This window comes from Actinopolyspora sabaoui, from assembly GCF_051225635.1.
Taxonomy (GTDB): domain Bacteria; phylum Actinomycetota; class Actinomycetes; order Mycobacteriales; family Pseudonocardiaceae; genus Actinopolyspora.
In genome coordinates this window covers 314,113-338,390 of sequence record NZ_JBMIHH010000004.1, presented here as the reverse complement: position 1 = coordinate 338,390, position 24,278 = coordinate 314,113, and the positions used below count along the sequence as shown (strand labels likewise).

The following is a 24,278-nucleotide window of genomic DNA, read 5'->3' as shown; positions in this document are numbered from 1 at the left end:
TGATCGAAAAGTCCGTGTGGCCCACTCGGGTAAGGCGATGAGCCCGGATGGCGGGCCCCTTCCCCGGGGTGTTGATCGGGCGGATCGCTCCACGGTGCCGGAGTTCCCCGGCGGTTTCGTCCCCATTGAACATCCCGGGACGGTGTGGTGCCACGTGCCTCGTCCCCGGCCTCAGTTCGTGGTGTAGTGGGCCACGCCCTCCACCAGCTCGACATCGAGTCGTCCCCACTCCGTGAGCAGCTTCAGGTGCGCCGCCGTTTCGAGTATCGCCAACGTGCGGTTGAACGTGTCGAGCTCGTCCAACGCGTATCCGTGTCGGGTCCAGGTCAGCGCCCGTGCCGCCTGGTATGCGGTTTCGGCTCCCTCGGTTACCGCGGTGGCCATGGTCGTCAGCCGCCGTTCGTGGTGCCGCAGCAGCTCGTCGACCCGGGAGTGCACGCTCGAGCCCGCGGGCCCGTGAGCGGGCAGCATCCGCGCGTCCGGCAACGAGCGGGTCAACCGTAGTGAGTCGAGGAAGTCCCGCAGCGGTACCGGCCCGGGGGCCTGCTCCAACGCGACGGAAGGGGTGATGTGCGGCAACACGTGATCGCCGGTAAACATCAGTCCCGCGGCCTCGTCGAGGAACACCACGTGGCCACGGGTGTGGCCCGGGGTCGGTACCACGCGCAGCGAGCGCTGTTCCAACTCGATCAGGGCCGACTCGTCGAGCCACTCGTCGGGTTCCCGCCAGGTTCCTTCCGGTGGAAGCGCGTCCGGCGTGCCGAATTCGGCTTCCAGCGCGTCGACGACGTTCTTGGCGCCGCACTCCAGCAGTTGTTCCCGTTGCCTGCGCATCGGAACGTGATCGGAAGCCATCAGGCACCGTAGGTTGGGTCGTTCGGCTGCTCCGAGAGCGACTCGGCAGCCGGTCTCCTCTCGCAGCGTCACCGCCTGGGTGTAGTGGTCCCGATGGACGTGGGTGACGAGAACGCGGGTTATGTCGCCGAGTTCCGCCCCCAACGTGGCGAGCGCTTCGGCCAGCTGGTTCCGGGACTCCTCCAGCGCCCAACCCCCGTCGATCAGGGTGATGGTTGAGGTGTCCCGGATCGCGTAGACGTTCACCGCGCGCAACCCGTCCCCGGGCATCGGCAGTGGAATCCGGTGTACTCCCGGGGCGACTTCGTAGGCCCCCGGCTCCGTCCAATCCGCACTCGACATGCTCACCTCCACGACGCCAACCTGTGATCGGCAGGCATACCACGCGGTCGGTACTCGATCGAGTGGGTGCGACACAGCTCACCGACTCCTTGGGTGGCCGAGTGGGCCGAGGCCACCAGCACAGCGGAAGTGGGACTCCGTCGGACACCGTGGCTGCTCGGCTTCCTCCCGGCAGGACCTTCTTCTCGGTCGGGGGAATTCGCGTCCACTCGGAAACAATTGATTTCCCGAGTGGGAATTGTTTTCAGCCTATTGCCGGGGTTGGAGGCGGTACAACCTTCGACTGCTGGGATTTTCGGGTGAGTTCGTGGTTCCGGGGCATGGCCGGAGGAAGCGCCGTGGGCGAGCTGAGCTCGGTTACGAACCGGGACCGGTCCGGAGGAAGTCAGCGGTCCGCGGCGCTCCCCCAGTTGATGGCATGGTGGATGGCACTGCCACCGTGTCCGGTTTCGTCGCGGACCGCCGTGGCCTGCTCAGTGGTCACCACCCAGTCTGCCCGCCAGCGCGGCGTGCCGCTGCTTGCTGGATTCGTTCATGCCGGTGATCGATACCGTGCTGCCGCGTTGGCGGTACTTCGTTTCGACCGCGTCGAGCGCGGCCACGGTGGAGGCGTCCCAGATGTTGGCCTCGGAGAGGTCGATGATCACGTTTTCGGGATCACCCGCGTAGTCGAACTGGAACACCAGGTCGTTGCTGGAGGCGAAGAACAGCTGTCCGGTGACCCGATAGATCTTGGTCCCGCCCTCCGGATCGAGCACGCTGTCGATGTTGACCAGATGCGCCACGCGCTGTGCGAACAACACAGTGGCCACGACGACGCCCACCACGACGCCGATCGCGAGATTGTGGGTGGCGACCGTAACGGCCACGGTCGCCAGCATCACGGCCGTCTCGCTCTTGGGCATCATGCGTAGCGTTCTCGGATGCACGCTGTGCCAGTCGAAGGTGCCCACCGAAACCATGATCATGACCCCGACCAGAGCCGCCATGGGGATCATGGCAACCACCGGACCCAGCGCCACGACCAGAATCAACAGGAACACCCCGGCCAGAAAGGTGGACAATCGAGTCCTCGCGCCGCTGGATTTCACGTTGATCATGGTTTGGCCGATCATCGCGCAGCCACCCATGCCACCGAAGAAACCGGTGACTATGTTGGCGAGCCCCTGGCCCCAGGACTCGCGGGTCTTGTCCGAGTGCTCGTCGGTGATGTCGTCGACCAGCTTGGCGGTCATCAACGACTCCATCAGCCCGACCAGTGCCATAGCGATCGCATATGGGGCGATGATTCGCAGCGTCTCGAGGGTGACGGGCACCGACGGCAGCCCGGGCACGGGCAGACTGCTGGGGAGTTCACCCTGGTCACCGACGGTGGGCACCGCGATCCCCGCCGCCACGGTGAACACGGTCAGCGCGACGATGGCCACCAACGGAGCGGGGATCGCGGTGGTCAGCCGCGGCAGCCCGATCATGACTGCCAGCCCCACGGCCACGAGCGCGTAAACGCTCCAGGGAACATCGGTCAGGTACGGCAACTGCGCGGTGAAGATCAGAATCGCCAACGCGTTGACGAATCCGACCATCACGCTTCGGGGCAGGAACCGCATCAATCGTGCCACTCCGAGCAGCCCCAGCACGGCCTGGAACACGCCGCCCAGCAGCACGGTGGCAACCAGGTAATCCACTCCATACTGCCGCGCCACCGGTGCCAACACCAGCGCTATGGCCCCGGTCGCCGCCGAGATCATGGCGCGCCGTCCGCCCGTCAGCGAGATCGCCACCGCCATGGTGAACGAGGCGAACAGTCCGATCCGGGGATCGACTCCGGCGATGATGGAGAACGAGATGGCCTCCGGAATCAGTGCCAACGCCACCACGAGACCGGCCAACACCTCGGTCCGCAGCACACGTGGGGACAACCAGTCCGGGCGTGACATCCGGTCACGTAATACGGCAGGAAACGACATCATCTTCTTTCGTACGGGGAGAATCACTGCTGGAAGACCGATCGGAGCGGAGCCACACCTGTGGGGCTCACGCGATCACCACGAACCCTACCGTTACGTAACGGCAAAGATGGTCGGAGTGTGACATATATCGGTGTGTGATCCACGCCGAAACCCTCGTCAGCGGCCACCCGATGACTTCCCGGGCGAAACCACCGCTACGCCGGGGCGTTCCGGCGAACGCTCGATCTCCACCGCGTGACTCCGAGCCGTTCGCCGGAGGACTCACTACGTCAACGGCACACGGAGTGCGGACTCCGCGCCGGCGCCCCACCGCGCAGGGCGTCCAGATCCGAAGGCATGTGTGCACCGGTCCGCGCCAGCTCGACACGGCAGTCCGGAGCGTGGCGGGCGTTCCCGGAACGAGCCAACGCGTTCAGCAGTTCGTCGTTGATCTCGTCCAAAGATGTGATTCCCGGCTACACGCCGTCGACGTCGTGTGGGTCAGTGTTGGCCGAGCTCGGCTGCGAAAATCCGGTAGGCCCCTTCGTCGAAGAGTACGAACCGCACCAGTTCCACAGCGGTGTCGGCCTCGCGCACGGCCCGCACCGCCACCCGTGCCGCCTCGTCAGCCGGGTAGCGGTACACACCCGTGGATATGGCCGGGAAGGCAACACTGGTGGCCGGCAGCGAATCGGCGATCCGCAACGATTCCCGATAGCACGAAGCCAGCAGGTCCGAGCGGTCCCGCGAGACCGAGTAGGTCGGGCCGACGGTGTGTATCACCCATCGGGCGGGGAGTTCGCCCGCCGTGGTGGCCACGGCGTGCCCTACTGTCAGCCCGTCGGTGTACTCGGAGGCACGTAGCTGCTTGCAGGCCTCCAGTATCTCACTGCCGCCGCGCCGATGGATCGCACCGTCGACACCGCCTCCGCCCAGGAGCGAGGAGTTGGCCGCGTTGACCACGGCGTCCACCCGCTGTTCGGTGATGTCGCCCTGTATCGCCGTGATATGCATGGTCGTATTCTCGGGTCCGCACCGACTGTTCCACCAGCGACGTGTTCCATGACTCGTGTGCGACTGGCTCAGAGCAGCGCCTTGCCGAGCAGCACCGCCGCGCTCAGACTCGCCACCGCGAGCAACACCGGACGTGTGCGTCCGTTGTCGAGTATCCGACGCAGTGGACCCGAGAGCACGAATCCCAGCAGCGCGAACGGGAACAGCACCCCGGCGGCCAATAGCTGCTCACCGTGTACCTGCCCGGAGGCGACCAGCGCGATCAGGGAGAGCACCGAGCCCAGCGCGAAGTAGGCGCTGAGCGTGGTGCGTACCGTCGGTCCCGCGTTGTGCTGGTACACCAGTGCGATCGGTGGGCCGCCGATCGCGGCGGCGGTCCCGAACACGCCGCTGAACATGCCGGCGGTGAAGAGGGTTCCCGGCACCGGCTCGGGACGCCACGAAACCAGGGACAGCACTACGGAGACCAGCACCACCAGGCCGATCAGTACCGCCAGCCACCGATTCGGCAGCAGCGCCAGCGCGGTGACCCCGAGCACGGTTCCGGGCACTCTGCCGAGCAGCCCCCACCGGACTCCACGCCAGTCGGCCCGGCCCCTTTCGCGGAGCAGGGGCAGGATCGCGAACGCGGAGGCGGTCAGCAACAGCGGAACCGGCACCAGCGCTGGGTGGGCGATGGCCAGCAGCGGGGCGGCGATCAGGTTCATGCCGAACCCCACCGCTCCCTGCACGACCGCTCCGCTCAGCACGATCGCCCCCGCCAGTAGCAGCATCCAGATGCTCAAGTGTTTCCTCGATCGTCTCGGACAGGCTCGGGGCACCGAGTCAACCCCCACAGCGGAAGTGGTACGAGTGCGGGGACCCTTCGGTGTGTTCGACTTCATAGTCCGGCGTCGATAGCGGCTCTCGGATGCGTCCCCGGATGTGCTCGCGGTTGGTTCCGGTGGTGCTTCCGTGGGGCCGTTCGCTCCTGTTCTCTCTCGAGAAGTGGCGAACCGGACAGCTGGGACGTTTCGCGTGAGCCACCCGGTTCGGGAAATCTCCCGGACTGGGGTGACCTCGCTCGCGAGCCGGCCTTCGGTTGGGGAAATACCAGTTCACGGGCCTGATCGTCGATGCTGTTCGTCCGGTTTCGGGAGCTCGGCGTCCACGCCTTCGGCACGTCGAGTGTCACGGTCGATGCGACAGATGTCACCGGGATGGCGCAACCCCGGTGGTAACCGACCCCTCCTAGGCCGGTTGACCTGCCTTTTCGTCGAACAAGCTCGTCCCCGGAAGGCCCTTTGTTACTCCGTTCGGAGTAACGCTACTACTCTGTTCGGAGGTATTTACCGATGATTGACGGCCGTACGTTGTTCGCTCGTGGCACGAATCGTGCTCGCGGTGGTGCGGGCTTGCCGCCATCGGCAGCCACGATCCGCCGTGACCGACGTCGACAGAAGGAAAACCTGAGGCCGACATGGAAACGATCGCACTCGAACTGGTGCCGCCCGATCAGGACGGCGGTGTGGAGAGCGCAGTTGAGGAAGGCCGCAAGGTGGCCGAGAGCTGCCGCACGTCCGGGCTCGGGGACCGCATCCAGCACCTGATGATCCCTGGTTTGATCGCCGAGGACGACGATCGTCCGGTCGAGATCAAGCAGAAGATGGACACGCTCGATTTCTGGCATGCCGTTCGTCCCGAGATCGGTGATGTGAAGGGGCTGTGTACCCAGGTCACGGCATTCCACGACAAGCAGCAGCTGACCGACCGTATCGGCGACCTTCGCAACGCCGGTATGGAAGGCATCGCCTTCGTCGGTGTGCCGCGCAACATGAGCGACGGTGAGGGGCCCGGGATGGCTCCTACCGATGCGTTGGCCGAGTTCAAGGGAACCGTCCCCAACCGGGGCGTCATTCTCATTCCCACCCGTGAGGGCGAACACGGCCGGTTCAACTTCAAGTGCGAGCGGGGCGCCACCTACGGCATGACCCAGCTGCTGTACTCGGATGCCATCGTCGGCTTCCTCAAGGAGTTCGCGCAGCAGAACCCGCACCGTCCGGAGATCCTGCTCTCGTTCGGTTTCGTGCCGGGTGCCGAGAGCAACGCCAAGCTCATCGACTGGCTCATCCAGGATCCGGGCAATCCGGTTGTGGAGCAGGAACAGGAGTTCGTCGCCAGGCTGGCGGAGAAGTCCTTCGAGGAACGCAAGCGTCAACTCGTGGACCTGTACAAGCGGGTCGTGGACGGGGTGCGTGACCTCGGCTTCCCGCTGAGCATTCATCTGGAGGCGCCCTACGGTAACTCCAAGCCCGCTTTCGAGACCTTCGCGGAGATGCTGGATTACTGGTCGCCCCGCCAGAGCTGACGGCGTGGAGCCAGAGCTGACGGAGCGGATGCGGGCGGCGAAACCGGTTGTCGTTTCGCCGCCCGCATGTGCTTTCCGGCCGCCGGCTCGGAACCGTTCGCTCGCACGACGGTCACCGTCCCCGCACGGGGCATCGTTACGCCTGTCGCCACTCCCGGATTCGGGTGTAGCCTCGGATCAGTCGCAGCGCCGTTGTGATTCCGACTCCACCGATGATGTTGCCCAGCAGGGTCCAGCTGAACCAGCTGAGCCATTCCAGGTATCCGTAGTCGGCCCCGGCGTGGATTCCGCCGAATATCAGCAGCGAATCCAGTATCGAGTGGTGCATACCTGTTCCGACGATCAGAAATCCGGTGACGGCGCTGGCGGTGAGTTTCGCCATGTCGTTGTCGGTGCCGTTGTGCATCCTGGTCATCAGCGTGATCGCACTACCGGCCAGCACCGCCAGACACAGATTCTTGGGTGACAGGGCGGCGTTGGCGAACTTGCCCCCCATTTCCACGGCCGTGGTGTGCAGGTCGGGAAACGCGGTGATCACCACGAACATCAGCGCCCATCCGCCGAGCAGATTGCCGGCCAGGGTTCCGCCCCAGAAGCGTGCCAGTCGTCGCCAGGTGGCCTGGCGAGCCGCCACCACCACGATGGGTACGAGAAAGCCCTCGGTGAACAGCTCGGCGTGGCCGAGCAGCAGCGCGATCAGGGCGATCGAGAACGCCATGCCCGCCAGCAGCGGACTTCCGGTGGTCTGGTACACGGTCAGCAGAGCGAGCACGCCCAGTGCCACTTCCACACCGGCGACCAGAGCGGTCGCCAACAACTGCGGCCACGTTCGGTAGAGACGGGGACGCCCCTTCTCGATGATCCGATCGATGGCACGGTCCACCTCGTTCTCGCGCGGTCGTTGTCGAGTTTCCGGCGCGTGGGGGGTGACTACGTGACTAGGCTGCTCAATCTGCTTGGTAACCACGACCTACCTGTGTTCGCGTTCGAAGGTGTAAGGGCCAATTTCCGGGTGTATCGGCCTCGGACGCCGCGCGTTCCCGAACGCCATGTGTCGCCCACCAGCGGAAGAGATGCTTGCTGTCAGGGGAAGAAGTCCGTTGTTCGAGCCGCGGCCCGCAAGTGTCGCAAAGCCGATATTCCGGGCGTAACCCCGGTGGGAAAATCCCTCTGGAGGGGTGGTGCTAGGCGCCGCGACAATGGCGGTTCCGTGTGGGCAGGTATTGTTTCACCCGTCTGAACGCCGCCGGTGTCCGCCGAGCGGGCACGGCCCCGCGACGCTGGTTCCCGCGAACGAGTACCGCCGCGACCGGAAGGTACGACGGAATCACTCGTTCGATGCGGTGCGGTGCCTTTCCGCTCCCTCGTTCGGTGAGTTCTCCGCCGTCCGCTCGGTGCGGCGCAGCCACACTATGCCGCCGAGCTGTACCGCCATCGCCGCGGCGATCAGCACCACCGCGGTAGTCGCGAGGGATGACCAGCCGATGACGGTGAACAGCACCAGCCCGGCCACCAGGAACACTCCGGTGCGCATCAGCACGAAGGTCAACCTTCGGGAATTCATCGAACCTCGCTCGGACAGCGGTTGCATCGCGAGTGCGCAGCATACGTCAGGGCTAGGCCCCTGCAGAGCCCGCCCAACTCGGTGAGACGCCGACTCACCTGCCTTGCTCGGGTGGGCTGAGCGGGCCGTTCCGCGATGAGTTCCAAGTGTCATTCGTCCGTATCGACCGTACCGGTGGTGAGCGCAAACTGGCCACGGCAGGACGCGGCGCACGCGCGTAGTGGGATCGGAGTACGAGCGGACCGAAGATCGCTGGGCGACCACACCCGCGCACGGGAAGCCGCGAAAACTGATTCGTCGAGATCGTCGGAGAAGATCATGTCCGCACAACTGCGAACACTCACGCCGGAACCGACCACCCTCTCGGAGGAGACGTTGCGCGACTTCCGAGCCGAGTTCCGTGGTTCGGTGATCGGCCCCCTGGACAGTGAGTACGAGCAGGCCTGCGTGGTGCAGAACGGTGCGTTTCATGGCAGGCCCGGTCTCGTGCTGCGCTGTCACGGGACAGCCGACGTCGTCGAAGCCGTCGAGTTGGCACGCAGGAGCCGGTCGTTGGTCACGGTTCGGGGCGGTGGACACAGTGTGGCCGGTCACAGCAGTTGTGAGGGAGGTCTGCTGATCGACCTCTCCGGGATGCGTGCCGTGACGGTGGACCCACGGCACGGAGTGGTACGGGCACAGGGCGGCGCCACCTGGGGCGACGTCGACCGGGAATCACAGCTGTTCGGACTGGCGGTGCCCGGTGGAATCGTGTCCACCACCGGGGTGGGCGGACTGACTCTCGGTGGCGGAATCGGTTGGCTGCACCGTGCCTACGGTCTCGCCTGCGACAATCTTCGAGCGGTCGAACTCGTCACCGCCGACGGTCGGGTGGTGCACGCCGACGACGAGCATCACCCCGAGCTGATGTGGGGGCTGCGCGGCGGTGGGGGCAATTTCGGGATCGTCACCGCCTTCGAGTTCGACGCTCACCCGCTGGGTCCCACGGTGATGGACTCCACCGTGATCTACGACGCGGGCGATGCCGATACGCTGTTCCCGCTGTGGCGGAACTGGGCGGACACGGTTCCGGAGGAAGTGACGACGAGAGCGCTGTTCTGGACCATGCCCGCCGACCCGACGTTGCCCCCGGAGCTGCACAACAGGGACGTGTTCATCCTCGCGGCGTTGTACGCGGGCGATGTGGAGAACGGGCAGCGGGTACTCGACCCGATCGCTCGGTTCGGAACACCGGTGGCCGATCTCAGCGGCCCCACACCGTATCGGCTCGCGCAGTCCTCGTTCGACGCGTTCTTCCCGCGGGGGGAGTTGCTCAGCTACTGGAAGTCGATATATCTCGACGAACTGACCGACGACGCCGTCGAACTGGTACTGCGCCGTTCACGGCAACGGCCGCATCCGTTGACGATGGTGCACCTTCCACTGCTCGGTGGTGCCATGAAGCGTGTCGATGCCTCGGGCACCGCGTTCGGGGACCGGCAGGCCGGCTACATGCTCAGTGTGGACGGGAACTGGCTCGATCCGTCGGACAGCGTGCGAGTCACCGAATGGGTGAGGGACACCGTGGCCGAGGCGGCCACACTGCCCGCGGCGGCGGGAACGTATCTGAACTTCAGCGGTGACACGGAGGTCGACGACTCGGTGCGCCGAGCCGCGTTCGGGACGAATCTGCGTCGGTTGACGCGGCTCAAGACCGAATACGATCCCGAAAACCTGTTCCGCTCGAATTCCAACATTCCCCCGGAATGAGCGGGTCCCGGCTGGGAGCTCATCCGAACTCGAGGGGCCCGTGGCGGTCACGGGCGGGAGGTTCCGCCGGGAAGTGCCGCCCGAAAGCTGGCCGACAGGGACCCTGACCACACAGGGACCCCTGACCACACGGGGACCCTGACCACACGAGTCGGAACCGCGGCCGGTCCCCTCGGTGTCACGTCGATTCGGGATCCGTCTCCGTCAGTTCCTCCGCCAACCACAACCACCTGGTAATACCGAGATCACGCAGGAACGCCGAGTCGTGGCTGGCCACCACCAGCGCGCCCTGGTAGTCGGCGAGCGACTCGGCCAGTTCGCGGGTACTGGTCATGTCGAGGTTGTTGGTCGGTTCGTCCAGCAACAGCAGCTGCGGGGCCGGTTGCGCCAGCAGCAGAGCGGCCAGCGCGGCCCGGAGCCGTTCCCCGCCGGAAAGAGTGTGTACCGGTTGATCCGCGCGCTGTTGTTTGAACAGGAAACGGGCCAGCCGGGCCCGGATCTCGTTGTCCGTCGCTTCGGGGGCCAGCCGGGCGACGTTGGCCGCCACCGAAAGCGATTCGTCGAGTACCTCGTGGCGCTGGGGCAGGTAGCGCAGGGGCACACCGACCTCGACAGCACCGTGTGCCACCGGCAACGATTCGGCCACGGTGTGCAACAGGGTGGATTTGCCCGCCCCGTTCGGTCCGGTCAACGCCACCCGTTCCGGACCACGCAGTTCCAGCTCCGGAATCGAGACTCCGTTGCGCAGCTCGGCCTGCCGGACCGAGAGCACTCGACGGCCGTTGGGCACGGCGGTGGCGGGGAGATCCACCCGGATGTTCTCCTCGTCGCGGACCTGTTCCCGAGCATCCGCCAACTGTCGCCGAGCCTGTTGGAGCCGTTGTTCGTGCAGGATACGATGTCTACCCGCAGATACCTGCGCGTCCCGTTCGCGTTGCCCCGCCACTATCCGGGGCATGCGGTTCTCGGCGGCGCTGCGTTCACCTCGTGAACGTCGTTTGTCCGATTTCTCGCGGGCCTCGATCAGTTCGCGTTTTTGTCGTTTCACATCGGCCTCGGCCGATCGCACCGAGCGTTCGACCGCTTCCCGCTCGGCGGCAACCGCCGCCTCGTAGTCGGCCAGGTTTCCGTGGTAAGTGTGCACGGTCGCGTCCCGCAGTTCCGCTATTCGATCCATCAGCCCGAGCAGCTCACGGTCGTGACTGACCACGACCAGCGCACCCTCGTAGGAGCGAACCGCTTCGTACAGCAGGTGCCGTGCCTTTCGATCGAGGTTGTTGGTCGGTTCGTCCAACAGCAGTACTTCCGGCCGTCGCAACAACAGAGCCGCCAAGTGCAGCAGGACGAGCTCTCCGCCGGACAGTTCACCGAGCGCGCTGTCGAGCCGGAGATGCCCGAGACCGAAGCCGTCGAGCATTCCCAGACAACGTTCCTCGATGTCCCACTCCTCACCGAGCACGGTGAAATGCTCCTCTCGGGCTTCCCCGGCCTCGATGGCCCGCAGCGCCGCCAGGCGGGCGGTGACGCCGAGAGCGTCCGCCACACGCGCCGTTTCGTCGAAAGTGAGCCGTTGTGGCAGATAACCGAGCTCACCGGACGTTCGTATGGTTCCGGCTCGGGGGAACAACTCGCCGATGAGCAGTTTCAGCAGGGTGGACTTGCCGGTTCCGTTCGAACCGACGACACCGGTTCGTCCCGTTGCCACAGCCCAGTCGAGATCGTGCAGTACTACCGTGCCGTCCGGCCACTCGAAGGAAACGGCGGCGCATTTGACAAGAGTGCGGTCGCGTGTGGACATGGTGCTGTCTCCAGAGAGGTTTCGAGTCGATCAGCCAACGCGTGGAGACACCGCGCCGCCACACAGCGGGACGGCCGGAAAGAAGACTGCAACTGGGATCGGGATGGCACACGATCCGAGGTCACGTCACTGCGTACCCGAGGGGCACGCGATGTCCCGAGACCTCAGCGGCGCACTTTCCCTCCTCCGGACGGCAGCAGAACCGAGCGGATTCTATGTCGTTGTCCGCCGGGCGGGCAACCCGCCGCTGCACCTCGAGCGCCTCGGGGCGTCCGGGGCAGTGGTGGACTTCGCGGTTCGGCTCAGAGCCGGTTCGAGGACGAAACGAAGTCGTGTGATGAAATTCATCCTACTTCTTCGTTTCTCGCCGATCGGCGTCGTGGCCCGCGTTGTGAGCGTATCCAGCCCGCATCACGCGGGAACACGAAGAGTATCTACTCTTCCTACGCCTGTTCGGTCGTTGGTTCTTCCTGTGCATTGGCAGTACAGTGAAAATATTTAAACCGCTTAGTTGGTTTTCTTGAAGATGAGACAGGGAGCATGTCGTGATGGCGATGAGGCAGGAACGGGCCGAACAGACCCGGTCCCGGGTGGTGCAGGCCGCTGCCGAGGTGGTCGAACGCGGCGGCGTGCGGGACGCGACACTGACTCGCATCGTGGCGGTCGCCGGCGTTTCGAAGGGGGCGCTGTACTTCCATTTCGACACCAAGGAACAGCTCGCGGACGCCGTTTACGAGGCCGGACTCGCAAGACTCGGGAAAGTGGTGAGCGAGAACTATCGCTGGTACCGCTCGGCGCTGGACACGCTGGCTCTGTTGTGTGGAGCTCTCGTGCGTACTCTTCGTCGGGATGTGGTCGCCCGTGCGATGATCAGACTGGCGCGAGAGACCGATGTCAGCACTCGGTTGTCGGGTGATCCGTACCACCACTGGTGGCGTGTGGTGTATCGCTTGCTGGTGCGAGCTCGGAACCAGCGCGAGGTGCCCACCGCGATGGACCTCGAGGCGGGGGCGGGTCTGCTGGTCTCGGCCACAGTGGGCTTGGAGATCCTGGTGCGGAACAATCCCGCATGGTGGAACGAGGGCAGCGTGGAGCGCATCTGGCACATGCTGTTGCATGTGCGTGAGCAGGCGGTCGCGGTGACGGGTTCCTCAGGGGAGGCGCCGTCCGAGTGGTGACCCGGCGCTGAGGTGCACAGTGGTTCAGCAGTGAAAAGTACCGCCCGGTTGGATTGATATGTTGACCGAAGCAACAGACCAGACGTGTCCGAGCGGTTGAGGCGGGGACGTCGGTGGTACGGCAACGTGCTGGAGGAGAGCTTGGTTAAGCAGGAACGCGCGGTGCGGACGAGGGCCCTGGTGCTGCGGGCCGGGGCCGAAGTGATCGCCGCACGTGGTTACGAAGGGGCGACGATCGCGGAGATCCTCGAGCACGCCGGGGTGACCAAGGGGGCGATGTATTTCCACTTCCCTTCCAAGCAGGCGCTGGCAGAGGCCGTTATCGAGGAGCAGACCAACATATCGACCGTGCCCGTGACGAGTTCGCGGCTGCAGGACGCGGTCGATCTCTCGCAGCACGTCGCCAGGGCGTTGCGGTCCGATCCGTTGTTGCAGGCGGGGACGCGAATCGCGGTGGAGACGGGGTTCGGTGAGGAACCGATCGTTCCGTACCAGCAGTGGACCAGTGTGTTCCGGTCGCTGTTCGTCTCCGCCAAGGAGAGCGGGGAAGTGTTGCCCTCCGTCGACCCGGCGGAGACCGCGGAAATGTTCGTCGCCTCCTACTTGGGTGTCCAGCTGTTCTCACAAGCCGCCACCAACCGCGAGGACGTGTGTGACCGGGTCGCCACGTTGTGGCGTCATCTACTGCCGGGAATCGCGACTCCGGGGATATTGGCACGGATCGAGCCGGAGGGCCTCGGTGATTTCGACGACTTCGACGGCATTCCCCAGCAGACCGAGACCACCGACATCGCGTCCTCGTGAGCCCTCGCGCCCGAGTGCGTTTCCGCGGCGTAGTTTCAGAGTTCCACCAGTACGGTCCCCAAGTGCTTGCCGGCCACGAGTTCACGGAGTGCCTCGGGGGCTCGTTCGAGGCCGTACAGCCTGGTGTGTGGAAAGCTGAAAGACCCCTCGGCGAGACCGGCTACGAACAGGCGGCCCCACTCCCGCACCGCGTCCGCGTGATCCCGCAGTGAGACACCCCGGATTTCCATTCTTCGCCTGATCAGCAGCGCGGAGTCCAAGCGGGTCGGTGCGCTGAGCCCGTCCCCGCCGAGTTGGCCGGACAGTGCTCCCAGCAGAGCCACGCGTGCCCCGGTGTTGGCGTTTTCCACAGCGGCTTCGAGCTGTTCGCCGCCCACGGTGTCACAGACGACGTCCAGCCCCTCCGGTGCGGCCATCCGCAGCTGATTCGTGACACTGGCCTCGTTCCGCAACACGAGTTCGTCGTAGCCGAGCTCTCGACGCAGGTAGTCGGCCTTTTCCGTCGAGCCGGTGCTGCCCACTACTCGTTTTGCGCCGAGGTGTCGCGCGATCTGTCCGGCCAGAGTGCCGATGCCACCTGCCGCACCGCTCACGAAAACCGTGTCGTCGGTACCGACCCCCGCGACCCTGTGCAACGCGGCCCAGGCGGGAGCTCCGTGCGAGAGCAGGGCACCGGGGTCGTGTGAGTCGGTGAGCTCGACCGGCTCGACCTCCGTCGCGTCCAGCAGCGCGTAGTCGCGCCACCCCAGTTCGTGCTTTACCAGGCAACCGGGTTCGATACCGCTCGCCGGGCCCGCGGCCACGACCTCGCCGATGGCGGCCCCCCACAGTGGGCTCCCCCGGCGGTAGGAAGGCATCGGGAGTTCCTCGGCGACCATCATGGTGCACATCGCCGCCGTCACTGCCATGAGCTTGTTGCGCACCAGAACTTCGCCGACCCCGGGGCGGGGCACCGCTGTGGTGATCACACGGAAGTGTTCCGAGGTGAGTGGCATGCCACTGGCCTCGCCGAGATGTACTTCCCGGTTCGGTTCCGCAGAGACGTACACCGGTCCGGTAGTCACAGCAACACCGCCAATCATCGTCGAACCGTCGTATCCGGGTGGCGAGCCGGTTGACCGAATTTTCTCCCCAAGACTACTCACCACACTCTTGAAAAACCGACTAACCGGTCTCTATGCTCAGCAATGGGGATTTCAAACCGCGCGGTAGGTATCTTTAATGCTGTGGAGGGCCTTATGACCAGCAGTATCGTCGCCGACACCGTCACCGAAGAGTCCCGTGAACAACCGAGTGTCTCGTTCGAGCAGAGTTTGCCGCGGCGCTGGGTCCATCGTGCCGCGAACACCGAGGTTCTGGTTACCAGTTTCGACAAACGCAGCGAGAACGATTTCGTACTGGGGGCGCAGTTACCTCGTGCACACGCCCTTTACGGGCCTGTCGCGGGCGGTCACGATCCTCTGCTGTTCGTGGAGGCTGTCCGTCAGGCGGGGTTGGTCGTTGGACACGTCGGCTTCGATGTGCCCTACGGGCATCAGTTCATAATGGACACATTGGAGTATCAGGTGGAGCCGGAAGCACTTCGTCTCGCGGACGCTCCGGCTCAAATCGTATTGGAAATTCACTGCGAAAACGTCAAACGGCGTGGTAAGACATTCGCCGGGGCGGATATGCACGTGCACGGATATCGTGACGGGGTGTTCGTCGGGAGAGTCACGCTGCCGTACAGCTGCATATCTCCGGCGGCTTACGCACGAATTCGGGCCGGCTGCGACGACTTCACCGATATGGCCGGTCAAGCGGAACTTCCGGATCCGGTCCCGCCGTGGGTGGTCGGTCGTGATTGCCCATCAGACGTGCTGTTGGCGCCGACTCCGCACGAACGGATCTGGTTGTTGCGGGACGGGCGTACGCACCCGGTGCTGTTCGACCATCCGGTGGATCATGTTCCGGGAATGACGGCCCTGGAAGCGGCGCGGCAAGCCGTACGTTCCGAGTTCTGTCCGGATACGATACTGCCGGTGGGAATGCGAACCCACTTCCACAATTACATCGAGTTGGGGCGCTCGTGTTTCGTACGGATCCATGACGCATCGGGCGCGCGGGATGCCATGCGGGTGACTCTGGAACAGGAGGGGCGGGTCGCGGTCGACTCGACCGTACGGGTCCGGCGAGTGTCCGACTAGCCGCTACAGTGCTCGATCGGCAGGTTTCCGTGGCGGCACCCGAGCTGGGGCGGGTACGCCACCCACGCCGTCGCGGTCCTGCCGTGTCGCCCCGGAATACTGTGAGTGGGGCGACCATCCGAGCCGGGGCTCCGTCGCCTCGCGGTGCACCCGACTCATGTGCGCTGCGAGTGCGAAGTGCGAGGGAATGCCTGCGCGGAACGGCGGGAAGAGTTCACGGAGGTGCGCGGCAGCGGCCGTACGGTGAAATCGCTCGGCGGAGACTTGGCAAACCGCGCAGTCGGTTTGCCAAGTCGTTTTTGGGCTCGATGGCACCGAAAGTGGTGACTGACAGTGGTCACCACGCGAAGTCGGAGATCTTACTGCGTCTCGGAACCGAAAGCGGAATCGAAAGACACCGAAGGTGGGGTGAAGTTCAGCTTCCGTACGAATTCCAGCGCTTCGGGAGCACCCCGCAGCCGATCCATGCCCGCGTCCTCCCACTCGATGGAAATCGGTCCGTCGTAGCCGATCGCGTTGAGCGTGCGGAAGCAGTCCTCCCACGGGACGTGGCCGTGTCCGGTGGACACGAAATCCCAGCCACGCCTGGGGTCGCCCCAGGGAAGGTGTGACCCGAGCAGGCCGCTGCGGCCGTCATTGGTCCGGACACGGGCCTCCTTGCAGTCGACGTGCAGGATGCGGTCCCGAAAGTCCCACAGAAAAGTCACCGGATCGAAGCCCTGCCACACGTAATGCGAGGGATCGAAGTTCAGTCCGAGTGCGGATCGGTGGTCCACCGCTTCGAGGGTGCGAACCGTGGTCCAGTAGTCGTAGGCGATCTCGGTGGGATGGACCTCCAGCGCGAACCGGACACCGCACTCGTCGAACACATCGAGGATGGGGTTCCAGCGGTCGGCGAACTCCTGGTAACCACGTTGCACCATTTCGTCGGGAGTCGGTGGGAACATCGCCACCGTGTACCAGATCGGAGATCCGGTGAAGCCGACGACTTTGTCCACGCCGAACTCGGCCGCGGCTCTTGCCGTGTCCCGCATCCGTTCCGCGGCACGCTGCCGAACGCCTTCGGGATCGCCGTCACCCCAGATTTCCGGTGGAAGGATGTTCCGGTGTCGTTCGTCGATCGGATAATCGCAGGTGGCCTGTCCGAGCAGGTGGTTCGACAACACCCAGCAGTTCAGGCCGTGCTTTTCCAGCACCTCTCGTTTCCGTCGTACGTAGTCCTTCTCCGCGAGTGCCCTGTCCACCTCGAAGTGATCACCCCAGCAGGCGATCTCCAGGCCGTCGTAGCCCCACTCCGCGGCGAGCCGGGCCACGTCCTCGAACGGCAGGTCGGCCCATTGGCCGGTGAACAGTGTGATCGGTCGGGACATGATCATCCTTTCCTGGTTTTCAGCTCGTTACCTGTCGCGGTTCGCGAAGGCCGGAGAGTTCGAGCAGCAGGTCCTTGACTTCCGTGGCGTGGTAACTCTCCCGACCGAAGCGTTCATCGGAGCACAACAGCACCGGTCCATGGGAGGGGCTGTCCGCGAGCCTGCCGTGACTGCCACGCACCGGTGTCGGATCGAGCGGTACCACGTTCATCCGGTACCGCAGTCCCAGTTTCTTGCGAGCCACCGCCGTCGCGGCGCGTAACTTGACCAGCCGGTCCCGGGGGTCCATGAACAGTTCGGCCGGGTCGTAGCCGGGTTTACGGTGGATCTCCACGTGCGAGGCGAAATCGGGTGCCCGGGCGTCGTCCAACCAGTAGTAGTAGGTGAACCACGAGTCGGGCTCCGCCATCGCCACGAGGTCCCCGGCCCGTTCGTGGTCGATGCCGTACCGTTGCTTGCCCGAGGCGTCGAGAACCTCGTCGACGCCGGGCAGCGCGCCGACGAGGTCACGTACCCTGGGGATGTCGTCCGTGTCCCGGACGTATATGTGCGCCGCCTGATGATCCGCGACGGCGAAGGCACGGGAACTCCACGGGTCGAGGTATTCCATGCCCGCCTGGGTGTGTACGTGCAGCAGCCGTTCGTGCCGCAGGGCACGATTGATGTCGATCGGTCGGCTCACCTCGGTCATGCCGTACTCCGACAGGGCCAGTACCGTGATGCCCTGTGCTTCCGCCCGATTCAGCAATGGGGCCAACGCCCGGTCCACCTCTCGCGCTGCCGCCGTGGCTCTGGGACTGTCCGGGCCGTAGCGCTGCAGGTCGTAGTCGAGGTGGGGGATGTAGGCCATCGTGAGGTCCGAGCCGCGAGTGGCCAGTAGGTGACCGGTGGCCTCGGCGATCCAACGGCTGGATTCGATCGAAGCGGTCGGTCCCCAGTAGTTGAACAGCGGAAAAGTTCCGAACTTCCCGGTGAGCTCGTCACGCAGCGCCGTGGGGTAGGTGTAGCAGTCCGGCGACTTGCGTCCGTCGGCGTGGTATACGGGCCGAGGAGTCACGGTTTCGTCGACGTCCATTCCCATCGCGTACCACCAGCAGACGTTGCTGACCCGGTAGCCGGGATCTCGTTCGCGTGCCGCCTGCCAAACCTTCTCGCCGCGCACCAGCCCGTTGTACTGGCGCCAGAAGAAGACCTCCCCGATGTCGCGGAAGAACCAGCCGTTACCGACTATGCCGTGCTCGCCGGGATTTCGTCCGGTAAGCAGGCTGGACTGCACCGGACAGGTGACGGCGGGAAACACGGTTTTCAACTCGGCCCGAAAACCACGCCGTGCTATTCGGTCCAAATTGGGCATGTGCTCGAGAAGCGGGGGAGTCAACCCCACCACGTCCAGCAGCAGTACCGGAGTACGCGCGTCGGCTGTGTGATTCATCGATCTTCCTCCGTGAGTCCGAGTGCGAGCAGTCGCCGCCGGGCCCAGTCGAGTTCGGCCGCGATCCCGGCACTGATGCTCGTGGAGTGATCTCCCGAGCCCGGGAGTACGTCCCAGGTGTAGGTCTCCACCTCCACGTGTCGGGTGTGTGCCGTGTTCTCACCGAGCAGCGAGCGGAGTGTCTCGTCGAGCACGTCGTGCGTTCCCCGCACCGAGGTGCCGGGGGCGGTGTGCAGCGGAGTGTGGAAGTGCACCCGCCACGGTTGCTCCCCCGAGAGCTCACCTGCCAAGGCCAGGTCCAGATCATCGGCGGCACGCCGGACCCCGTCACCGCTCTGCTGGGTCTGATGCAGGAACCTGGGCTCCACGAAGGAGTTCAGCTCCGCACGCTGCGCCGGGTCACGGGGATCGTCGACCCGTAGGGCGCAGGACGCCTGCGTTTTGACCACCGGAAGACCGGCTTCGTGCAGCTGTCGCAGTGCTCGATATGGGTTTTCGAACGCCACGGCCACGTGGCAGGTGTCCAGGCAGATCCCGAGGTGCTCGGTGTCCGTTCCGGACAGCGCGGAAACGAGTTGATCGGTTGTCTCCAACACGCATCCCGGCTCGGGCTCCAACCCCACCCGCACCGCACGTCCCTCTCGTGCGGCTATTCGAGCGAGCCCGTCGGCCAGCTCGCTCAGATGTGCCAGGGCTCGGGTGTGGTGGTGTTCCGACCACCACGCCCCCCACCCCAGCGGTAGTGTGGAGACACTGCCATCGGTGACGTCTTCCGGCAACAGTTGAGCCAGTAGTTTCGCCAGGTCGAGTGTGTAGTCCAGCCTGGCACGCTCGGACCAGTCGGGTCGGTAGACCGCATGTTTGACCACCGTTTGTTGGAAGCCCCGGTAGGGGAAGCCGTTCAGCGTCACCACTTCCAGACCTCGTGCGGCCAGCTCGGAGCGCAGCCGGGCGAGCGCGGTGTCGTCCTCGACCAACGCGGTGGCCACGTTCCGTGCCAGCCACAGTCCGAGGCCGAGCCGTTCGACCCCCAATCGCCGACGTATTGGTACGGCGTAGCGGTCGAACTGAGCTATGATGCCGTCCAGGTCTTCCGCCGGATGCACGTTGGTGCAGTAAGCCAGGTGTACGGTTGATCCGTCACGATGACGAAATCGCATGATCATCGTTTCCCGCGTTCGATGGAGTTTCCCGCGAAAGTGGTGCCGTCACCGTCTCCGAGCGCGGGCGTATCCATGCGTAGTCGACCACTCTGCCCGTAGAATCCGACCGGATTCGACCAAAAAACGGTGTCCACCGCGGCCGGTTCGAAACCGGCGGCAAGCATGGCGTGCGCGGTTTTGCTCGTTTTCAGCGGATCGCTCTTGCCCCAGTCGGCCGCCGAATTGACCAACATCCGTGCTACGCCGTACCTGCGCATTATCCGAACCATCCGGTCCTCGTCCATCTTGGTGTCCGGATAGATCGAGAATCCCATCCAACAGCCCGATTCCGCCACCGCTTCGACGGTTACCTCGTTGAGGTGATCGACGACGACACGCTCAACGGGGATGCCGGACTCTCGGATCACATCGAGGCTGCGCCGGGTACCGGCCTCCTTGTCCCGATGCGGGGTGTGTACGAGCACCGGCAACTCGTGCTCGGCGGCCAGCTCCAGCTGAGCGGCGAAGGCATCGTCCTCCTCGGCGGTCATGGCGTCGTAGCCGAGCTCGCCCACCGCCACCACGCCGTCCTTGGCCAGGTAACGGGGAAGCACCTCCAGTACGTCACGGCACCTGGGATCGTTGGCTTCCTTCGGATTGAGACCAATGGTGCAGTGGTGCGCGATACCGTACTGCGAAGCCCGGAACGGTTCCCATCCGATCAGACCGTCGAAGTAGTCCACGAAGGTTCCCACCGAGGTGCGTGGCTGTCCCACCCAGAATGAAGGCTCGACCAGAGCCCTCACCCCCGCCCGGTACATCGCGTCGTAGTCGTTCGTGGTCCGCGAGCTCATGTGGATGTGCGGATCGAAAATGCGCATCACGCCTCCTCTGCGGAGTGGTGTTGTGTCGGGTCCACGACGAGCCACACGTCGTTGGGGATCTCCCGCCCGGCCGCACTGCGCTCCCTGGCGTAGTCGGTGAGCATGCGTGCCAACTCGGCGTCGAGACGTTCCGGCAGTCCGAAGACGTCCCGTAGGGGTATTCCGAGGAAGACACACTTGAGCACGCCCTGCCGGTAGGCGGGTGGGTCGAGATTCCTGGCACCGAACTCGGCCATTCCCGCTGCGATCAAACCGGTGTCGTTGCTGCGCAACGCGTCCCGTACCAACGGCAGCCCGGTTTCCACCAGCTCGGGATCCTCCCGCAGCACACCCGCACCTCGCAGCACACCGCGTTTCTCCGCGGCATCGCCGTACCGGTACAGCGCGCTGAGCTCCGTGCCCAGCTCGGCACCCGTCAACGGCAGCGCCGTCAGCAGCAGCGCGCGTACCGCGTCCTCGCTGCTCCAGGTACGTAGTGTTTCGGGCTCGGTCGTGTTGTCGACGAGTGGGCCACGACCGCATTTCCTGCCCGCTGCCGGAAAGAGCGTGCCGATCGCACGCACGCCCGCGGCGATGTCCGCCAGGGCCTCGTCCAGCCAGCGCCCCGCGGTCTCGTCGATCCGCTCGTCGAGCGCGGCACGCAGCTCGGCGGGATTCGGAGCGGTCATGCTGTCACCTCCGTGGCTGCCTGACGAAGAAAACGCAGTGAACGCTGTGCCACCGCGGGCGCGGCGTGGCTGTGACGAGGTAGTTCCACGGAGATCAGCCCGCGGTAGCCCACTTCGCGCAGCGCTGCCATCACCGGTGGGAAATCGATGTCGCCCTCGCCGAACTCCAGGTGTTCGTGCACGCCACGCCGCATGTCGTCGATCTGGACGTTGACCAGGTCAGGGCCGGCACGGCGTACGCACGCCGGTACCTCGACGGGTTCCAGACAGCGGCAGTGCCCGATGTCCAGCGTCACCCCGAACAGCTCGGGGTGGTTCAGCTTCGCCGCCAGCTGTTCGTAACCGTCCAGGTCTTGGACGAACATGCCGGGCTCCGGCTCGAAACCCAGCTTCACGCCGTACTCGGCAGCGGTGTCGAGAACCTCGGAACACCCCTCGACCAGCAACGACCACGCCGTTTCGTCGTCGAGGTGGTCGGGCTTCGTGCCGCTCCAGAACGAGACGACCCCGGCCCGCAGTTGTGCCGCGATGTGTACCGCGCGGTGCAGCAGATCGAGACGCAGCTTTCGACCGTGTTCCGACAGCAGCGTCGGATGGTGCTTGTGCCGCGGATCGAGCAGGTAGCGTGCGCCCGTTTCCACCACCACGTCGAGTTTCAGTCGTTCCAGGTCTCGTCTTAACCGGGCGGTGTGTTCGGCCACGTCCGGGTGAAACGGATCGAGGTGGTCGTGATCGAGTGTTACCGCGACTCCGTCATAGCCCTGCTCGGCAAGGATTTCCAGTGAGTCCGTCAGCCGGTGGTTGTCGAATCCGTTCGTGCCGTAGCCGAAACGCAGCGTCCGTTCGGGGCCGGAGTGTTTCGACAGCGCCGTGGCGTTGGTGGGGAAGGAACCGAGTTCTCTCATGTCGGTGACACCCGTCCGAAGAGTCGTCGCGCGATCGGGAAAAGCGCCAGGACAGTGGCCGCCCGCTTCGGAGCTCCTCCGAGCGAGGTCAGCGCCGCTTGCAGCGGGATCATCCCGAGAATCCCGGCACTCGTGGCTTGTTGCAGTCGTGCCGGGCTCGGATCGCGGAGAGCTTTCAACTGAGCGGTTCCGGTCGTGCTCGCGTAGACGGCCAGCGCCGCCGACGTCGTGGCTCCGGCGAAGCGGCGCCACGATTCCGGCCCGTGGCCCCCCACGGTCATCCGGATCGCTCGGGTGAGAAGCGCCGAGACGATCGTGGTCGTCACCGTCAGCGCGACCCCAGGAACCCGGCGGGGCGCTCCGGTGACCTCGTCACGCCCCACCGTGCTCACGCCGAAGGTGTGCGCACCGATGGCCGCGGCCGCTGGTGCCGCGTTGCGGAAACCACCAGGTCCGGCGCCGTGCAGCACGTCGAGAAAGCGCGCGGCGGCCATAGTGGCGGGCCCGGCCGGAGTTCGTTTCAATCCCAGGTTGTAGGCCCAGACCGTGCCCGCCAGCGGTACGGTGACGCGCAGAGCCCGCCTGCCGTGGGAGAGCGCGGTGATCGTCGTGGCCAGGCCGGTGAACGAGATCGCCAGGCCCAACGCGAGTCCGGGCGGAACCCGGCCGGAAGGAATCGGTCTCGCCGGTCGCTCAGCCGCGTCCACCTCCCGGTCGGCGTAGTCGTTGAGCGCCATGCCCGCCCAGTACAGCCAGCACGAGGACAACATCAGCATCGTCGTCGGTCGGGACGAGTGCCGCGCGGCGGATCCGGCCGCCACGTCGCCGGGCACCGACAGCGCGGCCGGAGCGCGTACGAGTTCCACCAGTGTCCGGATTCGCACTGTCATCCCTCCTTGAGCTGTTCGACGAAGGAACGCAGCGTTTCGAACTGGGCCACCAACCGGTGCTCCTCCGAGGCCACCGGATCCTTGAAGAAGAAACCGAGCTGGGGAAGCGGACCGGAGTGCCTGCGCTCGTGGGCCCGGGCCAGCAGTCTGGCCAGATCGAGTACGAGAGGTGCCGCCAGGGCGGAGTCGCAGCCCTGCCAGGTGAACTGCATGCTCATGGCGTTGCCGAGAAAGCCCTCGAAGGAGATGTGGTCCCATGCGGTTTTCCATTCGCCGAGGGCGGGGACGTAGTCGATGTGCACCTCCCCGTCGACCGGATGCCCCAGCGACTCGTCGATGGCACGTTGTTTCGAGGTTGTTTTGCTGGTCACGTTGTGCGGATCGGCGAGGTTGCGGCCGTCGCCACCGCCGAGCAGGTTGGTACCGGACCAGGAACGGACGTGTAGCGCACGGCTGGAGAACATCGGCAGCAGCGCGCTCTTGACCAGCGTCTCACCGGTTTTGCCGTCGCTGCCCGCGTAGGGCACCCGCTGTTCTGCGGCCAGTTGATCCAGCGCTGGTAACCGGGCTCCGACGGAGGGTGTGAAGTCGGCGTAGGAACAGCCCGCTCGTAGGGCCGCGTAGGCGTAGAGCGAGCTCGGTGGCAGTGGTCCTGCTCCTTCGGACGGATCGGGACGCCGCAGACAGTTCTCCAGATCCTCGAGGTCGGCGTGTTCACGCCGGGGCGGTGGGTGCGCTTCGGTGGCGGCCACATTGAGCACCACGACGCGGGACAGCGCGTACAACTCCCGGAAGGAACACAGCTGTTCGGTCAGCCGTTCGACCGCTTCCAGTTGATCGTGAGGCGTTTCCGCGGCACCGATACCAGGCCGGATCCGGTTGTCCACGGCCGCGAGATCGGTGTGAACCAGCTCGCGAAGTCCACGCGGCAGCACTCCTCCCGCCTCGAGCTGTTCGGCCCGCTTCGGCAACGGAGTGTCGGTTATGTCGTGCCCGGCGAACACGAGTCGGTCGAAGCCGGGCATCGCTGGGTCCATGAGTTCCGGTGATTCGGTGACGCAACCGGTGGGGGGAATCAGCCGGTCGCGCAATGCCGCCGCTCCCGTGATCGCCGTGGTCGCTACCGATCCCCGGGCACCGATGAGCCAGACGCCGGTACGTTCGTCGCTGTCGGGACTCGTCAAAGGACGGCCCTCCTCGT

Annotated in this window: 22 protein-coding genes; 5 read left to right on the top strand and 17 right to left on the bottom strand. The window is 65.3% G+C overall.

The window, feature by feature from the left end:
• Window positions 1-171 precede the first annotated feature (171 nt).
• The 5 genes from ACOQFL_RS09060 to ACOQFL_RS09040 form a co-directional block, all read right to left on the bottom strand.
• Window positions 172-1,197: an MBL fold metallo-hydrolase gene (locus tag ACOQFL_RS09060; RefSeq protein ID WP_435543651.1), complete on the bottom strand. Its 1,026-nt coding sequence runs from the start codon at window positions 1,195-1,197 to the stop codon at window positions 172-174.
• Window positions 1,198-1,670: 473 nt separating this feature from the next.
• Window positions 1,671-3,164, bottom strand: a complete 1,494-nt coding sequence (locus tag ACOQFL_RS09055; RefSeq protein WP_435543650.1) for a SulP family inorganic anion transporter — start codon at window positions 3,162-3,164, stop codon at window positions 1,671-1,673.
• A gap of 272 nt (window positions 3,165-3,436) precedes the next feature.
• Window positions 3,437-3,607 (bottom strand): chorismate mutase family protein, encoded by a 171-nt coding sequence (locus tag ACOQFL_RS09050; RefSeq protein ID WP_435543649.1) that lies wholly within the window; start codon window positions 3,605-3,607, stop codon window positions 3,437-3,439.
• 40 nt (window positions 3,608-3,647) lie between these two features.
• Window positions 3,648-4,160 (bottom strand): O-acetyl-ADP-ribose deacetylase, encoded by a 513-nt coding sequence (locus ACOQFL_RS09045; protein WP_435543648.1) that lies wholly within the window; start codon window positions 4,158-4,160, stop codon window positions 3,648-3,650.
• A 68-nt stretch (window positions 4,161-4,228) separates the two neighbouring features.
• Window positions 4,229-4,945 (bottom strand): TSUP family transporter, encoded by a 717-nt coding sequence (locus ACOQFL_RS09040; protein WP_435543647.1) that lies wholly within the window; start codon window positions 4,943-4,945, stop codon window positions 4,229-4,231.
• A gap of 674 nt (window positions 4,946-5,619) precedes the next feature.
• Between ACOQFL_RS09040 and ACOQFL_RS09035 the strand changes: the two genes are divergently transcribed.
• Window positions 5,620-6,507: a mycobacterial-type methylenetetrahydrofolate reductase gene (locus ACOQFL_RS09035; RefSeq protein WP_435543646.1), complete on the top strand. Its 888-nt coding sequence runs from the start codon at window positions 5,620-5,622 to the stop codon at window positions 6,505-6,507.
• A gap of 136 nt (window positions 6,508-6,643) precedes the next feature.
• Here the strand turns inward: ACOQFL_RS09035 and ACOQFL_RS09030 are convergent, their stop codons facing one another.
• Both ACOQFL_RS09030 and ACOQFL_RS09025 read right to left on the bottom strand, forming a co-directional pair.
• Window positions 6,644-7,390, bottom strand: a complete 747-nt coding sequence (locus ACOQFL_RS09030) for a formate/nitrite transporter family protein (RefSeq protein WP_435543840.1) — start codon at window positions 7,388-7,390, stop codon at window positions 6,644-6,646.
• 444 nt (window positions 7,391-7,834) lie between these two features.
• A complete protein-coding gene (locus ACOQFL_RS09025) occupies window positions 7,835-8,071 on the bottom strand; it encodes a hypothetical protein (RefSeq protein WP_435543645.1) in 237 nt (78 codons plus the stop codon).
• Window positions 8,072-8,389: 318 nt separating this feature from the next.
• Here ACOQFL_RS09025 and ACOQFL_RS09020 point away from each other — a divergent pair, with 318 nt between their 5' ends.
• Window positions 8,390-9,820, top strand: a complete 1,431-nt coding sequence (locus ACOQFL_RS09020; protein ID WP_435543644.1) for an FAD-binding oxidoreductase — start codon at window positions 8,390-8,392, stop codon at window positions 9,818-9,820.
• Window positions 9,821-9,998: 178 nt separating this feature from the next.
• Here ACOQFL_RS09020 and ACOQFL_RS09015 read toward each other — a convergent pair whose 3' ends face one another.
• The gene (locus ACOQFL_RS09015; RefSeq protein WP_435543643.1) at window positions 9,999-11,618 is read right to left on the bottom strand and encodes an ATP-binding cassette domain-containing protein; all 1,620 of its coding nucleotides are present in this window, start codon (window positions 11,616-11,618) and stop codon (window positions 9,999-10,001) included.
• Between the two features lie 548 nt (window positions 11,619-12,166).
• Between ACOQFL_RS09015 and ACOQFL_RS09010 the strand changes: the two genes are divergently transcribed.
• Complete coding sequence (locus ACOQFL_RS09010; protein ID WP_435543642.1) at window positions 12,167-12,796, top strand: ScbR family autoregulator-binding transcription factor; 630 nt, start codon at window positions 12,167-12,169, stop codon at window positions 12,794-12,796.
• An 84-nt stretch (window positions 12,797-12,880) separates the two neighbouring features.
• Entirely contained in the window at window positions 12,881-13,600 is a 720-nt protein-coding gene (locus ACOQFL_RS09005; protein ID WP_435543641.1) for a ScbR family autoregulator-binding transcription factor, read from the top strand.
• Window positions 13,601-13,635: 35 nt separating this feature from the next.
• On the opposite strand, the gene ACOQFL_RS09000 is transcribed toward ACOQFL_RS09005, so the two are convergent.
• Window positions 13,636-14,664, bottom strand: a complete 1,029-nt coding sequence (locus ACOQFL_RS09000) for an MDR family NADP-dependent oxidoreductase (RefSeq protein WP_435543640.1) — start codon at window positions 14,662-14,664, stop codon at window positions 13,636-13,638.
• Window positions 14,665-14,838: 174 nt separating this feature from the next.
• Between ACOQFL_RS09000 and ACOQFL_RS08995 the strand changes: the two genes are divergently transcribed.
• Window positions 14,839-15,786, top strand: a complete 948-nt coding sequence (locus tag ACOQFL_RS08995) for a ScbA/BarX family gamma-butyrolactone biosynthesis protein (protein WP_435543639.1) — start codon at window positions 14,839-14,841, stop codon at window positions 15,784-15,786.
• 359 nt (window positions 15,787-16,145) lie between these two features.
• Here the strand turns inward: ACOQFL_RS08995 and ACOQFL_RS08990 are convergent, their stop codons facing one another.
• Genes ACOQFL_RS08990 through ACOQFL_RS08955 form a run of 8 tightly spaced genes read right to left on the bottom strand, consistent with a single transcriptional unit; the run spans window position 16,146 to window position 24,261 of the window.
• Window positions 16,146-17,156, bottom strand: a complete 1,011-nt coding sequence (locus ACOQFL_RS08990) for a sugar phosphate isomerase/epimerase family protein (protein WP_435543638.1) — start codon at window positions 17,154-17,156, stop codon at window positions 16,146-16,148.
• 19 nt (window positions 17,157-17,175) lie between these two features.
• Window positions 17,176-18,588, bottom strand: a complete 1,413-nt coding sequence (locus ACOQFL_RS08985) for an alkaline phosphatase family protein (RefSeq protein WP_435543637.1) — start codon at window positions 18,586-18,588, stop codon at window positions 17,176-17,178.
• Window positions 18,585-19,748 carry a metabolite traffic protein EboE gene (gene eboE / locus ACOQFL_RS08980; RefSeq protein WP_435543636.1) on the bottom strand — a complete coding sequence of 388 codons (1,164 nt, stop codon included), beginning with the start codon at window positions 19,746-19,748 and terminating at the stop codon, window positions 18,585-18,587. The genes ACOQFL_RS08985 and eboE overlap by 4 nt, the downstream gene beginning before the upstream one ends.
• A gap of 2 nt (window positions 19,749-19,750) precedes the next feature.
• Window positions 19,751-20,611 carry a TatD family hydrolase gene (locus ACOQFL_RS08975; protein ID WP_435543635.1) on the bottom strand — a complete coding sequence of 287 codons (861 nt, stop codon included), beginning with the start codon at window positions 20,609-20,611 and terminating at the stop codon, window positions 19,751-19,753.
• Window positions 20,611-21,282: an EboA domain-containing protein gene (locus tag ACOQFL_RS08970; protein ID WP_435543634.1), complete on the bottom strand. Its 672-nt coding sequence runs from the start codon at window positions 21,280-21,282 to the stop codon at window positions 20,611-20,613. The genes ACOQFL_RS08975 and ACOQFL_RS08970 overlap by 1 nt, the downstream gene beginning before the upstream one ends.
• Complete coding sequence (locus ACOQFL_RS08965; protein WP_435543633.1) at window positions 21,279-22,187, bottom strand: sugar phosphate isomerase/epimerase family protein; 909 nt, start codon at window positions 22,185-22,187, stop codon at window positions 21,279-21,281. Before ACOQFL_RS08965 ends, ACOQFL_RS08970 begins: the two co-directional genes overlap by 4 nt.
• Window positions 22,184-23,077 carry an SCO3242 family prenyltransferase gene (locus ACOQFL_RS08960; RefSeq protein ID WP_435543632.1) on the bottom strand — a complete coding sequence of 298 codons (894 nt, stop codon included), beginning with the start codon at window positions 23,075-23,077 and terminating at the stop codon, window positions 22,184-22,186. Before ACOQFL_RS08960 ends, ACOQFL_RS08965 begins: the two co-directional genes overlap by 4 nt.
• Complete coding sequence (locus tag ACOQFL_RS08955; protein WP_435543631.1) at window positions 23,074-24,261, bottom strand: inositol-3-phosphate synthase; 1,188 nt, start codon at window positions 24,259-24,261, stop codon at window positions 23,074-23,076. The genes ACOQFL_RS08960 and ACOQFL_RS08955 overlap by 4 nt, the downstream gene beginning before the upstream one ends.
• Window positions 24,262-24,278: the final 17 nt, after the last annotated feature.